Here is a 14,321-nt window from a genome sequence, read left to right as displayed (position 1 = left end):
CCTGTTGGTATGTGTATCACGATGCAAGTATCCGAACCGTGTCGCCGGCCGATACACCTAACGCGGCCAGCTCTTCTTCCGTCAATGCCAGCGTTTCATCGGCGGGTGCATGGCTGGCCCAGATCACACGAAAGGCCTCGCACCCGGTGGAAGCGACCAGCGTGGACGGCCTTTCACTGACAGCTACCGTCTCACCGAGGGTGACAGTCACCAGTCGGCTCTGACAGACGCCCGCCACGTCATCCAGGTAGGATTCAACGGTCGGGCCGGCATCAAACAGATCGATGTACCCTTCCCACCGCAACCCTTCCCGGTTGAGCATTGCCAGGGCCGGACGCGTATTGTGGTGGACCTTGCCGATGCCTTCCTGCAGCTCTTCCGGCAGCAGCGATACGCAAATCGGATGCTTGGGCATCAATTCACCAATAAAGCTTTTCTCACCCAGCCCGGTCAGTCGGTCAGCCTCATGAAAATCCAGCGGTAGAAAATGACGGCCCAGATGCCGCCAGAATGGACTACTGCCATGTTCATCCAGTACGCCCCGCATTTCGGCAAACACCCGCTCAGGAAACAATGCGCGATGTTGCGCCATGAACAGCCAGCGCGAGCGCGACAGCAGCACACCCAGCCGATCGCGCCGCCAGTCAGGGCGAAGGTAAAGTGAGCAGACTTCCGCATCACCGATATGATCAGACGACAGGGACAGGGTCTGCAGCACCCGATGCAGCCCGAGACGGGGCGATGAGTGACCAATTCGCCCGACCCGATAGCTGTAGAACGGCGCTTCAAGGCCTACACGCGCCTCAATGGCACAACAACCGGCGAGCGCCTGTTGCTCAACATCCTCGAGGACAAAGAAATAAAGGGCCGCTCCCTCGCTGGACGCCTGTTCAAAGGCGGCGCAGGACTGAGCGATCCGCTCGGCCAGAAAGTCACGATTATCCGGCAGGGAGGTAAACCCTGCACCGGTTTCAATGGCCATCTCATGCAACTGATCAAGATCATCAGGCCGTATGGGGCGAAGTATCATCACAGGCCATCCTCCAGCACCGCACGTACTGCCACACCTGCCGTCACGCCCAGCAGACTGGCCTGTTCAGGCGTCAGCACCACCTGCCCGGCAGGCGACATGGCGACATCCAGCATACTGCAGCGATAGCGCGCCAGGTCCTGCCCCGCCAGTAAAAGACGATGTGTCGGCGTGGTCTGATGGGCAATGGTGACAGGAAGCCAGGTACCATTTTTGATGACGGAAACCGCCGATGGCCGGGCGGACAGCACCGGCCCTCCGTCCAGAATATCGACGTGGCCGGAATCCTCGAAGCCTTCCTGGTACCAGTCAGACAGGGCCTTGTGATGCGTTCGATGCGCATGCGCCAGGCTCTCCCTGGCGGCATCACTCAATAACGACAGGTACAGGGGATACGGCGGCATCACCTCGGCAATGAAGCTCTTGGATTCAAGGCCGGCCTGGAAGTTGATGTCCTGAAAATCACGCCCGAAGAAGTGTTTTCCGACGCTGTTCCAGAACGGGGAATGCCCGGCATCATCGATGACACCCGGAAGAGCCATGGTCAAACGATCGGCGAAGCGCTCGGGCCACTGGGAGATCATCATCAACCGTGCCCGGCGCAGCAGACGCTGTGCCTTGAGGCGCTGGGTGTCATCCAGACGCGGCGACAGGGCCAGTGCGCATAACAGCGATGAGGAAGACAGCTCGTGGGTCAATGCAAGGATGGGCACTTCCACGCGCACATCCAGCTGGTGTGACGCATGAATCAGCTGCTCCTGACGGTACGTGTAATACGCCTCGCCTTCACCGGCCTTTACCCGCAGACTGGCCGTGCCCAGCAACGTACCGGTATGGGCATCCGCCATCACCAGCATATGGCAGGCCTGAGCATCGGGGCCCTGCTCGATATCAAAGGCACGCCGGGACGCCTGAACACGCTGATCCAGGCGCCGTTGATCCGGGGGAAGGTTGGTAAGGCGAGGCGAGGCATGCTCCGCCAGCGCGAGGATCCCGGGGACATCCTCACGCTCTGCCGGGCGCACTACCCAGGACATGCTGATCATGCCTTGAGAGTGGCCAGTGCACGATCAAGCCGTGCCATCCCTTCATTGACTTCCTCTTCGGAAATGATCAGGGACGGAGCAAATCGCAGCACATTGGGTCCCGCAACCAGCAGCATCAGCCCCTCCTTGATCGAGGCCGCCAGAATATCCCGCCCTCGGTCCCTGAAGTCTTCCGACAGCTCGGCACCAATCAACAGCCCCATGCCCCGTACTTCGCTGAACAGGCCGCCGTGCTTCTCGCTCAGTTCTTCAAGGCGCTGGCGAAACAGGGCGTGACGGCTGGCCACGCCTTCAAGCACTTCCGGTGAGGAGATGGTTTCAACCGCCGCCAGGGCAACAGCACAGGCCAGCGGGTTACCGCCATAGGTAGACCCGTGTGTACCGGGCTGAAACACTGCTGCAATATCATTGGTCGTCAGTACCGCACCAATCGGGAAGCCACCTCCCAGTGCCTTGGCAGAAGTCAGAACATCCGGGGTAACACCATAATCCATGTAGGCATACAGGGACCCGCTACGCCCCATGCCGCTTTGTACTTCGTCAAAGACCAGCAGTGCATCGTGGCGATCACACCGTTCCCTCAGTCCTTCCAGAAACGCCTGATTCGCAGGCATGACGCCACCTTCTCCCTGCACCGGCTCCACGATCACGGCACAGGTATCATCTCCTATCAGGGCATCCACACTGTCGAGGTCATTGAAGGTGGCGTGATGAATACCACCGGGAATCGGTCCGAAGCCTTCGGAATATTTTGGCTGCCCGCCAACGCTGACCGTAAACAGGGTACGGCCGTGGAATGACTGCCGGAAGGAAATGATCTTGTTCTTGTGCTCACCGAATTTCTCGAACGCGTAGCGACGCACCATCTTGAGCGCCGCTTCGTTGGCCTCGCCACCGGAGGAACAGAAAAAGACCTTTTCCGCAAAGGTGTTCTCTACCAGCATTCTGGCAAGTTTCAGCGCCGGTTCATTGGTATATACGTTGGAAAGATGCCAGACCTTATCGGCCTGCGCCTTCAGTGCGGCAAGCAGGGCCGGGTGCGCATGCCCCAGCCCGTTAACGGCAATGCCGCCAGCAAAGTCGATGTACTCGTGCCCTTCCTGATCCCATAGTCGGCTACCTTCCCCGCGGACCGGTATGACTCGCTGTGGTGAGTAATTCGGCACCATATAAAGGTCAAAATCTTCGCGAGTCGGCGTCCAGCTCATGGGGGTATCTCCGAAATCAGTCGTCATTAAAAAAAGGCCTTCAATGGCCTCCTTTATTTATACCCCTGAAGATGAGCTTATGAAACCTTGTGCAGCACGTTCAAGGCATTACGGAGACGAAAAATCAGGGATAAAACAATATCACGGACGACGCATGACGCCATTTTCCATCCGAATCAGCCATTCCTGCCACAGGCTCAATCGACTTGAACTTCCTACCTCACGCCCGTCGCGTTCCAGCTTGGACAGCCACATGTTACTGGCGTTGAAGCTGTAAACGGGCAGCAGGTCACTGCGCCGTGAGGCGGGTACGATGTTCTTGTCGATATTATCAAGCACCAGCGGCATGGCCGTGGCCGACTTCTGATAGGTCAGCACCATGTGGAACTGGTCGTAGGGAATATACTTGACGTAGTGCAGCCGCATTCGGCTGTCAGGCACCCCCAACTGAATCAGGGTGTAATACTTGGCCATGGCGAAGTCTTCACAATCCCCCGCCCCCCGCCCTAGAAACTCGACCGGTGTAGCCCAGTAGTCCTCTTCACCCCACACCACAATGTCATCCTTGAAGGCGGCGCGGTTATTGAAAAAGTCATTGGTAATACGCAGCTTTTTATCGATGCTCAGCGAGGCTGCCTGGCGCATCATCCGTTCCCAGGCAGTAACGCGACTGACCGCCTGATTGCCATAAACGGCGCGGATGGAGGACTTTGCCGGCAGTACCGGCTCGGCCCCGACGGCGACAGGCATGATCACGCTCAATAGAGTCACTGTCAGGACTGCCATGAAACGCATGCCAATGCCTCGATTACGCCCTCATTCGAAGGCATGATGTCCCTGGCCGGGACAAAAAAGGCCCCGAATGCAGGGGCCCGCCACATTCAGTGACACAGTCAGTGCTCGTCCACCACCAGAGCTTCGACAGGCGCCAAATAGCCCTGGAATCCGTCAGCACCGATATCGATGACCCGCTGACGCTGCTCTTCGGTTTCAACGCGGGTCACGATGACGCGCGCGTTGACCTGGTGCGCAGCCATGCACAGACTTCGGAGCAGTTCGGTATCCACTTCCTCACGAACGAAGAAGGACTGATCAATCTTGACGTAGTCCGGTCGCAGCGACACCAGATACGGCATGATCTGAAGGTTGCGTGCAAACCGGTCAATGCCGGTACGGCCACCGAGCGCACGAACCTGATCACACAGTTTCTGGGTTGACGTCGGATGCTTGAGCACATCGGCTTCGGAAAGCTCGATATCCAGCCCGGCAGCAGTATGAGGGTGCTTCTCAAGCCAGCGCATGAAGCGCCCGAGGGCAACGGCATTTCCCAGCGTATCGACAGTCAGGTTCACCGCCAGCCTGTTGGTTAAACCTGTCCTGCGCCGGTCAATCCAGTCACAGACATACTCATCCAGACGGTTACCCATTCGGAAGTGGTAGACCACCGGCACAAAACTGCCGGCGGAATGTACCCGGTCCCCTTCCGGGAGGCGAAGATACACTTCCCGATGAAATTCCTCACCGTTGCTGAGCAGAACCGGCTGAGCGACAAAGGCGAAGGTATCATTATCGATGGCCTGTTCGACCAGCTGACGCCACTCGCTGCGGTTGCGTTCACTGGCAGCAGACGCCTTGGGCGCCATTTCCCAGTCGACCTGACGTTCACGAGCCGCCTGAAGCGCCTTGTCCGCCGCCGCCAGCATGGTCATGCGTCGGGCACCGGGTTCCTTGACCACAATCCCGGCGCGACACGCATCAAGCTGCTCATCGGAGAGCGGATTTGCATCAACTATCCGGTTCAGCAGCCCCATCAACTGCTCGAGGAACCGATAGCGCTCATCGTCGTCGGCATCCGGCAGCAGTGCTGCAAACTCATTGGCAGACAATCGGGCCGCATTGAGTGGTTCGTTATTAAGCCGCGCTGCACGCAATTGCTGCCCGATGGCCCGCACCGCGTTGTCTCGTGCCTCGAAACCGTCACGGCGATACAGGTCATCCAGCGCATCGACCTGCAGAATCATCAACGCGCCACCATCGGCCGAGGCCAGCCATTCCTCCATGACCCGCGCCAGATATGCCCGATTGCCCAGGTCGGATACCGCGTCCCGCTCGGCCATGGATTGAAGGCGACGCACCTGCTGCGCCTGTGCATCATATTGTTCCTTCAACCGTTGCCCGAGACGGTTGACGGCGGCAGTGATGCCCTGCAGTTCCTTGATACTGGTTGGTTTGAGGGGTTTGCTGAAGCCCTGAAGCTCCATCGCACTGATATGGCTCGACAGGTCATGCAATGGTGAAAGGAGCCACCGCAGCAGTACCGTACAGACCAGCACGGCAATCACGACGGCGATACTCAAAAAGCCAAACATCTTGAGGGCCAGGTACCAGAGCTGGTTATAAGCGGTATTGTTGTCAGCTTCGATGTAGATGGTTCCCAGCGGAGACCAGCCACCACTGATGTCACGCTCTCCTTCCTGCTCGGGCAGATCTATCATGCTCCGAAACAGGGAAGGCGCATCTTCCCTGACCTGTTGCTCGATCCTCAGTGGCTTGTCCCGACTCACGGCATCCAGATACATCCGCTTGACCGAACCGCCATCGAAGGTGGCACGCATCAGTGTTTCGGCACCCACCCAGTCACCCACCTCGACAAAGGGCACCAGTGACAGGCTGAGGGCCTGGGTCAGGTTAGCCACCTGATTACGTTGCTGCTGCTCAAGCACATCGCGTTTTTGCTGCACTTCGATGACGAAGACACCCGTTGAAAACAAAAGCAGCAATATGATGACTGCGCCAATCAGCCGACGATACAAGCTCATGCCACACTCCTTGACCTTGTCGAATACGACACGGGGGGTATTACCCTTGTTTCGGCCAGCTGACGTCCACCTTGAGGGTGTCCAGCAGTTGGCCCGTGGCTGACAGCAGGCGATAACGCGCGCGCATCAGGTCGGATTCAGCGCGCAACCTTGCCTGGCGCGACTGATAAAACTCGGTTTCACTATCCAGAAGATCCAGCAGTGAGCGGCGACCGATATCAAACTGCTTGCGGTAGTTGACCCGCGACTGCTTGCTGGATTCGACATGACGATCCAGATAAGGCATCTGACTACGAAGGTAGTCACGCGCATTCCAGGCCAGCCTCAGTTCATCACTGACCTCACGGCGGGCGCGATCGCTATCGTATTTCACTGCTTCAAGTGCATGGCTCTGCGAACGAAGCTCGGCCGCATCGATGCCACCACGGTACAGGCTGTAGCGCATGACAAGCTCCGCACTCCAGTCATCATCGCTGACACCCTCGTAGTCATAATCCTCGGCCCATGAGCGACTGCCTTCCAGGCTGAACGTTGGCCAGAAATCCCCCCGCTCGGCGTTGCGCTGATGCTGCTGGGAGCGTATTGATGCTTCAGCCGATAAAAGCAGCGGATTATACTTGCGTGCCAGCGCCTGAATGTCCTTCAGGCTGTCCGGCAGTGCCGTCATGTCCGGCTCATCGGGCTCGACAAGCCGGGTGGGCGCCGCCCCTACGTAGCGTTGATAGGCCGACGCGGCATCGGCCAGATTATTCCGTGCCGCAATCAGGGTGGATTCAGCCTGAGCCAACCGCCCCTCCACCTGAGTGGCATCCGCCGTGGTACCGGCACCACTTTCAGCACGGCGCCGGATATCGGAGGCGGTATCCTGATGAATTTCGACATTACGTTCGGCCAGTTCAACCAGCTGCTGATTCAACAGCACGTTCAGGTAAGCCTCGACACTTGAAAGCGCCACGCTGTTGGCTGCTGCAGCCGCCTGAAGCTTCTGATAGTCGGCTTCGGTCCTGGCCTGACGAATGCGCTCGATGGTGGTATTGCCATCCCAGATCAGCTGGGTCAGCGTGATGGACGCGCGCTGATAGTCATGTGGCTTTGAATTGGCGCTGATGCCGTTGGTTTCGCTTTCAAACCGCCCACGGCCAGTGCGTGCCGTCACATCCACGGTCGGCAGATAGCCCCCCTTCGCGGCGCGGGCGTCGGCCTGCCGGGCTTCATACCGGGCAATTTCCGTACGGGTGATCGGGTTTTCATGTACCGCCTGAGATACAGCCTCTGCCAGCGTCTGTGCCTGAGCTGCCGGTGCCATGCAGAGCGCTGCCAGCCACCACCATTGTTTTTTCATTGGTACTGTCCCCTGATACCTTGTTTATCGTTCTCGAAGCGCGCCCTGACGCGCGCGCAAAATCGGCTTTAACAGGTACTGCAAAATGGTCTGTTCTCCGGTAATGATGTCCGCAGTTACCTGCATGCCAGGAATGATGGGCAATGGGTCAGCGTCACTGCCGAGATGATTGCCGTTGGTACGAATGCGTACCTGATAAAAACTGTTGCCTTCCTCGTCCTGTACCGTGTCAGGGCTGATGCGCTCGACCGTGCCGTTCAGCCCGCCGTAGATGGTGAAATCGTAGGCGCTTAACTTGATCGTGGCGGGTTGGCCTGGCTGTAGAAAACCGATATCCCGCGGCAGGACGCGAGCGTTAACCAGCAGCTTGTCTTCGACCGGGACGATTTCCATCAGGCTTTGGCCCGGCTCGATCACTCCACCAATGGTAGTAATGTTGATCGAACGCACCGTGCCATGTACCGGTGAGGTTACCAGGGTGCGGTCTACCCGATCCCGCAGGGAAGAGCGTCCCTGGCGCTGACTGTCCAGGGTGCCTCGCGCCTCACTGAGTGCATCAGCGCTTTTCACACGAAACTGCCGTGCCACATCCAGCCGGCGGCTGATGGCTTCTTCGAATTCCGACTGTTTGGCAGGAATGGCCAGCCGGGCTGACTCAAGGTCGCCGCGCAGGTCATTGACGTTACGCTGAATCTGTAAAAGATCGACCCGTGACACGACGCCTTCCCTGACCAGCGGCGCGGTAATGGAAAGTTCCTGACGAGCCAGCTGGTAACTACGGTTCAGGCTTGCCACACGCGCATCAAGTTCACGCAGTTCCTGCTGACGCTGGGTAATCTGCTCGCGACTCTGGGACAACTGGGAACGCAGCCCACCGATACGCTCACGATAAGCTGCAGAAGCACTCTGACTGAGTGATGGATTGGCAGCCCTGAATGCATCATCCAGCGCCAGGGGATGAAGCTCTAGGCTGACCTGACCCTGCCAGTCAGCGGCATCCGGGGTGATCACCACCGAGGCCAGTTCGGCTTCCAGCTGCGCAATGCGCGCATGCAGCCCTGAGAGGGTGGACTCCCGCTCCGCCAGATCCGCCCCGGCACGGGTATCATCAATGCGTGCCAACGGCTGGCCCGCGTCAACCACATCGCCTTCGCTGACCAGCAGGTCACGAATGATGCCCCCTTCCAGGTTCTGTATGGTTTGGAGTCGCGTGGAAGGTACGATTTCACCGGTGCCGCGCGTCACGACCTCGACCTGAGCCAGCGCAGCCCACCCCAGCGCCACGCCCATGAAAGCCAGCAAAAGCCAGATCAGAAACCGGGACTTCCAGGGCGTTGCCAGCAGCACGGCAGCGCTGGCATCGTCCAGATAGTGAATATCCTCACGCTCTATTACTGATTCCGTGTTACGCGCCATGTTGCCTCCCCGGCGCACTCGCGTCCGGACGTGCCGCTGTTCGGGCATTCAGGCGATTCAGAACCTCATCCTTCGGGCCATCTGCCATGATACGTCCGCCTTCCAGCACGATGACGCGCTCGGCAAGATCGAGCATGGCGCTTTTATGGGTAATCAGTATCAGCGTCTGGCTACGTGGCAACGTGGCCAGCATCTGCTTGAGACGGAACTCGGAGCGGTTATCCATATGAGCGGTTGGTTCATCCAGCAGCAGTAGCGGTGGCTGAGTGAGCAGGGCCCGCGCCAGCAACACTGCCTGCCGCTGACCACTCGAAAGCAGTCGCCCGCCTTCGCCTACCTGTCGATCCATCCCGTCAGGATCAAGACGAGTAAATTCCACTACACCCGACAGGGTGGCAGCACGCTGCACGGCTTCATCACTGGCGTAACGCTGGCCCAGCATGATGTTGTCGCGAATGGAGCCGAAAAACAGTGAGCCATCCTGACCGGCATGACCGATATGCCGACGCACATCGGCGGGATGAAGCTGATTGATATCCAGACCATCTATTCGAAGGCTGCCGCTGGTCGCCTGATAGAGCCCGGACATCAGGCGATGCAGCGTACTTTTGCCTGCACCGATTCGGCCGATGATGGCCACACGCTCACCGGGATTGATGCTGAAACTCAGATCACTCAGCACCTCAGGTGCATCAGGACCATAACGAAACCCAACATGGTCGAACTCGATGCGCATGTTCAGCCGTTCGCGGTGCACATAGTTTTTTTGTTCATCGACTTCTTCCGGCAGGGCCATGATCTGACTCAGGGAAGCCATGGCACTGCGTGTCTGTCCCAGTCGGGTAATCAGCATGGCGGTCTGCGACAGCGGCTGCAGGGCGCGGCCGGTCAGCATGACAGCAGCAATCAGTCCGCCCATGCTGAGCGAGGCATCACTGATCTGATATACCCCGAACAGAATCAGGGCCACGGTGGCCAGCTGGCTGATGCTCATGGTGAGCGAATTGACCGATGTCGTCAGGTTGCGGCTTCTGACACCCCAGCGGGCAATCTCACCCACTGCTCGTTCATAGGCACGCTGTGTTTCACCCTGGGCATTGGCAAGTTTCAGGCTTTCCATGCCGGCCACGCTTTCCACCAGACGAGCGTGGCGCTCGGTAGACAGCCGTGACCCCAGCTCGATGCTGCGCTTGAGCGGCCATTGAATGGCAATGCTGTAACCCAGGAGAATGATCAGGGCAATGATCGGTACCAGCACCAGCGGGCCCGCCACAATCCACACGATGACCAGAAAGAAAATGGCAAACGGCAGATCAATGAGCGTTGTCATGGTCAATGATGTGAAAAACTCGCGAATCGATTCAAATTCCTGCACATGCTTGACGTAGCCACCCACTGATGCCGGCCGCGACTCCATCCTAAGGTTCATGGTCTTGGCAAAGATTTTCGAGGACACCAGAATTTCGGACTTCTTGCCGGCCACATCCAGAAACCACGCCCTCACCTGTCGAACGATCAGATCGAACACCACGATGATGGCCATGCCGCTGGCCAGCACCCACAGGGTATTGAACGCCAGGTTCGGCACGACCTTGTCATAGACATTCATGACAAACAGCGGAGAAGCCAGTGCAAACAGGTTGACCAGAATGGAAGCGATGAACACATCGCGATAGATGGGTGCCGACAGACGAAGGGTGGACCAGAACCAGTGCCCTTCCGGCAATCTGGCCGTTTCGCGAGTACGCTCATCAAAGCGATGCTCACGCTTCAGGTAGACAACCCGCCCGGATGCTTCCTCCTGAAGCGCCTCCAGTGACAGCATCTCGGTGCCATCGGCTTCCGGCAGATAGACTTCGGCCTTGTCACTGGCTGAATCCACCGACAAAAGCACCACCGCCCGCTGATGCTTGAGCAGCACGATACATGGCATCAACAGGGAAGAAATGCGCGTTACCTGCTGATTGACCAGACGGGCCGATAACCCGGCCCGCTGTGCCGCTCGAGGTAACAGCGCCAGTGCCAGCCGCCCATCGCTCAATGGCAACCCATCGCTGAGCACCGCCACCGAGCGGGGCACCCCGTAATATCGCGATAAAAAGGCCAGGGCATGGAGCAGGGGATCACGCTCACGCTCCCCGGTTGGCTCAGGCCGTAACGGCGTCGCTTCGTCTGCCAATGCTCCCCCTCAGGAATGGCGCAGGGTCCCTGCCCTACCCATCCATCTGTGTTTTAAGATTTCCGCCATCCACCATCTGCCGAAGGATTTCGGCATCGGAACCACCCAGGCTGGTCAGGTCCGTGTTGTCTACAACGATTTTTTGCGTTGCGCCGCCGGAGGCCCCCTGCGGACTGACTTCGATCGTACTGCTGCCATCATCGCCGGACGTCACATGAAGGTATTGCGCCAGCAGGTCAGCATCCGCGCTATCGATATCCAGCATGTCGGAGAGGTCTATGACGTCCCCTTCGGTCAGGCTGAAGTCGGTAATATGATCTTCCGCCGGGGCGTCGCTGGTACCGTCATCGCCCTGCATCCAGGCGAAAATGTCAGCCCCGGTGCCACCGGTAAGAATATCGTTGCCGCTGCCCCCGATCAGAAGGTCATCCCCGCCCTGGCCAAACAGTAGATCGTCACCGGCACCGCCATTCAGAACATCATTGGCACCGCTGGTTTCACGAAAATCGACGGTGTCAGGGTTCGACTGAATGTACTCATGCAGCGCGCTCGTATCGAGACTGTCCGGATCACTGACCCCTGTCTGCTGCGCCACGTACTGCCTGAGGCCCTCAAGACCATCCGACTCACTGCCCGGAACATGGAAGCGATCACCGAACAGGATGTCATCACCCGCAGCTCCCAGCAGTGAATCACCGGAAGGGGCTGCTTCCACATTGCCGGCAAGAATGGCATTGCCCAGCTCGGACGGGTCTACATTGGCCTGAACAACCCCATCGGAGTCGTAACCACTGAGCTGGTCTTCATTCAGGTAGGTCCCTATCCCGATGGTTTCGACCGTACTGACACTGCCAAGCAGCGCAAAGCTGCTGTCGGCATTGGCAATGGTTGTATCAGTGACGTACCCATCGCCAGCCAGATATGCCAGCTCATGACTGCCGGCACCATTGGGCTCTACAGTACCAATGGCTGTCCTTGTCCATCCAACGAGTAGAACCTCGCTATAGGCGTAAACAGTGCCATTGGCATCAAGCACCTCGAACGTGCCAAAGGATGTCGACAGGTACACCGGCTGCCCGGGGACATAGCCTGACGCGTCAAAGGTATAATTCACATCGGAAGAGAGCGCTCTATCTACGGCCCTGAACGTATTGAATTCCTGGTTGTAATAGGTCGGTTCACCATCCGTGATGAAATACGTCAGATTCTGACCACTATTGGCAAGCACCACGTCACTCTGGAACCAGTTGGCGGCTGTCTTGAAGGCATCCTCATAGTTGGTACCGCCATCGTTCGACATGGCATCCAGTACGGTATCGAGCCGTGACAGCGCATCCGGGTCGGCAAGATCAAGGCTGATCGAACGCTCGACCCTGTGATCAAAGTCCGCCAGAAAGAGATTGACCGTACCGGCGGCCGGCGCATCGGCACTTTGCTTGAGCGTGGAAAAGGCACTCTTGAGTGCTGCACGCGCCTGATCGACCGATTCCGCGGACAGACTGCTCGAGGTGTCCATCAGGATGGCAATATTGTAGTTTTGTCCCGCCACGAGCTTCATGCCGGCCGCATCACCGATCATGATGTCGTTGCCGCCGGTCCCGATCAGCGTATCCTCGCCTGGTGAGCCGGCCAGCTCGCTGTAGCGCTCAATGCTTGCGCTGACGGCTGTACCCTCTGCCGTCGCGCCATTGGCAGCTTCCGTCACAACAGCTCGTGCCTGCACGCTGAAGGTATCGCCGGACAGTGGCACATTCAGCGTCAGCACCAGGCCCGACATGTCGGATCCATCCGGATTGGGAAGATACCAGTTACCACCTTCAAGCAACTGTGCCCCGCCGCCTTCGACCGTCACCCCATCGGGGATCCCGGACAGGGTGATGCCACTCAGGGCTTCGCTGCCATCGGTATCACTCAACAACGCAGATACCGTCAGTTCGATGACGTCATACCCGCCCTCGGAGACGGTTGAGGAAGCCCCCTCAGGCAGCACCGTCGTACCATCCTCGAAAATCAGACCGCGAATATTGCTGAGACTGATGATGCTACCAGTCGACAACTCGACCAGCGTTCCCTCGTAACCGGAGCCTGTGAGGTATTCGCCCAGCAACACGTCATACAGTGAGTAATCGCCAGCCAGGTAGAGGTAATCCTTGCCACCGCCGTCGATCGACAACAATGGCAACCCACCCTCCACCAGACTATTGAAATTGCCTTCAAGCACGATCACATCACTATCGAGGGTATTACCTCCGCTGCCGGGTTCAAGCTCAAAGACACTGAACGGCCCCTTGACCACGTTGGCGCCGGATATGAGCCCGTTATCCACATTGATCACCGACGCACCATCGACAATGGAGATACTCTCGTTACGAACCGATTCCAGAGTCTCTCCCAGCACTGCCGAAACGACTGGCGCATCGGCCACTGCCACCACGCCAATGGATGCCGTTGCCACCGACGTGCCTCCCTTTCCGTCGCTGACCAGATAATCGAACGAGGCCACCCCGGAAAAATTGCCATCGGGTGTAAACGTCACCGTGCCATCCTCATTGAGCTGAACAGCACCGTTGGTGGCACTGCCTACCCCGAGGATCGTCAACGCATCACCGTCAATATCGGTATCGTTGGCCAAAAGCGCCGAGGGCAACAGCGTCAGTGTCGTATCTTCGGCCACCGTGAACGTGTCCGACGTCGCGATCGGTGCATCGTTGGTACCGTTGATAGTGATCGTTACCGTTTCGGTATCCCCGCCCACGGTGGTAACGGTAAAGTTCTCGATCTTATTCTCGCCAGCGCCCAGGGCCTGCACATCAGCATTCGCGTTATCAAGCGCGTAGGTCCAGATTCCGGTACTCAAAAGAGTGAATGTTCCGTATTGCCCCACCGTGCTGCCCTGGGGAACAAACGACGCCTCGCCTTGATCGGCATCGGTTACCGAGAGAATGCCGCTTGTTGAGAAAATCGCGTCTTCCTGAACGGTACCGGTCTGCACGCCGGTAATCTCGGCGGCGTCATTGGTGCCATTGATCGTGACGGTGACGGTCTCGCGGTCGCCGCCCGCGGTGGTGACGGTGAAGGTCTCGGTCAGTGTGTCGCCGTCGCCCAGGGCCTGAACGTCGCCGTTGGTGTTGTCGAGCTGATAGGACCAGTTTCCAGAAGCGTCGATGGCGAAGCTGCCGTACGTTCCAGCCGTGCCCGGCTGGGCGACGAACGCGGACTCACCCGCATCGGTATCGGTGGCGGTCAGGGTGCCGGAGGTGGTGAGCACCGTATCTTCGGTG

Annotated in this window: 9 protein-coding genes; all 9 read right to left on the bottom strand. The window is 58.4% G+C overall.

Going from position 1 to position 14,321, the window contains the following annotated elements:
* Positions 1–16: 16 nt before the first annotated feature.
* Positions 17–1,030 (bottom strand): arginine N-succinyltransferase, encoded by a 1,014-nt coding sequence (gene astA, locus OQ287_RS00045; RefSeq protein WP_250935743.1) that lies wholly within the window; start codon positions 1,028–1,030, stop codon positions 17–19.
* Positions 1,030–2,067 (bottom strand): arginine N-succinyltransferase, encoded by a 1,038-nt coding sequence (locus OQ287_RS00040; protein WP_265895154.1) that lies wholly within the window; start codon positions 2,065–2,067, stop codon positions 1,030–1,032. The genes astA and OQ287_RS00040 overlap by 1 nt, the downstream gene beginning before the upstream one ends.
* A 5-nt stretch (positions 2,068–2,072) precedes the next feature.
* Positions 2,073–3,284 carry an acetylornithine/succinyldiaminopimelate transaminase gene (locus tag OQ287_RS00035; protein ID WP_250937967.1) on the bottom strand — a complete coding sequence of 404 codons (1,212 nt, stop codon included), beginning with the start codon at positions 3,282–3,284 and terminating at the stop codon, positions 2,073–2,075.
* A 141-nt stretch (positions 3,285–3,425) separates the two neighbouring features.
* Positions 3,426–4,034, bottom strand: a complete 609-nt coding sequence (locus OQ287_RS00030; protein ID WP_265895153.1) for a transglutaminase-like cysteine peptidase — start codon at positions 4,032–4,034, stop codon at positions 3,426–3,428.
* Positions 4,035–4,177: 143 nt separating this feature from the next.
* The gene (locus tag OQ287_RS00025; protein WP_265895152.1) at positions 4,178–6,103 is read right to left on the bottom strand and encodes a bifunctional diguanylate cyclase/phosphodiesterase; all 1,926 of its coding nucleotides are present in this window, start codon (positions 6,101–6,103) and stop codon (positions 4,178–4,180) included.
* Between the two features lie 40 nt (positions 6,104–6,143).
* Entirely contained in the window at positions 6,144–7,445 is a 1,302-nt protein-coding gene (locus tag OQ287_RS00020) for a TolC family outer membrane protein (protein WP_265895150.1), read from the bottom strand.
* Between the two features lie 24 nt (positions 7,446–7,469).
* A complete protein-coding gene (locus OQ287_RS00015) occupies positions 7,470–8,861 on the bottom strand; it encodes an HlyD family type I secretion periplasmic adaptor subunit (RefSeq protein ID WP_265895149.1) in 1,392 nt (463 codons plus the stop codon).
* A complete protein-coding gene (locus tag OQ287_RS00010) occupies positions 8,851–11,040 on the bottom strand; it encodes a type I secretion system permease/ATPase (RefSeq protein WP_250935737.1) in 2,190 nt (729 codons plus the stop codon). The genes OQ287_RS00015 and OQ287_RS00010 overlap by 11 nt, the downstream gene beginning before the upstream one ends.
* 34 nt (positions 11,041–11,074) lie before the next feature.
* The coding region (locus tag OQ287_RS00005; RefSeq protein ID WP_265895147.1) for a VCBS domain-containing protein at positions 11,075–14,321 on the bottom strand (3,247 nt) is incomplete at its 5' end.

The sequence above is a fragment of the Larsenimonas rhizosphaerae genome (genome assembly GCF_026240105.1).
In the GTDB taxonomy this organism is placed as follows: domain Bacteria; phylum Pseudomonadota; class Gammaproteobacteria; order Pseudomonadales; family Halomonadaceae; genus Larsenimonas; species Larsenimonas rhizosphaerae.
This window is presented reverse-complemented; position numbering and strand designations above follow the sequence as displayed.

Bases quoted from the DNA above. Each gene is read 5' to 3' on its own strand.
- astA (WP_250935743.1), bottom strand. From the start codon at position 1,030: ATGATACTTCGCCCCATACGGCCTGATGATCTTGATCAGTTGCATGAG.
- OQ287_RS00030 (WP_265895153.1), bottom strand. From the start codon at position 4,034: ATGCCTGTCGCCGTCGGGGCCGAGCCGGTACTGCCGGCAAAGTCCTCC.
- OQ287_RS00025 (WP_265895152.1), bottom strand. From the start codon at position 6,103: ATGAGCTTGTATCGTCGGCTGATTGGCGCAGTCATCATATTGCTGCTT.
- OQ287_RS00015 (WP_265895149.1), bottom strand. From the start codon at position 8,861: ATGGCGCGTAACACGGAATCAGTAATAGAGCGTGAGGATATTCACTAT.
- OQ287_RS00035 (WP_250937967.1), bottom strand. From the start codon at position 3,284: ATGAGCTGGACGCCGACTCGCGAAGATTTTGACCTTTATATGGTGCCG.
- OQ287_RS00020 (WP_265895150.1), bottom strand. From the start codon at position 7,445: ATGAAAAAACAATGGTGGTGGCTGGCAGCGCTCTGCATGGCACCGGCA.
- OQ287_RS00040 (WP_265895154.1), bottom strand. From the start codon at position 2,067: ATGTCCTGGGTAGTGCGCCCGGCAGAGCGTGAGGATGTCCCCGGGATC.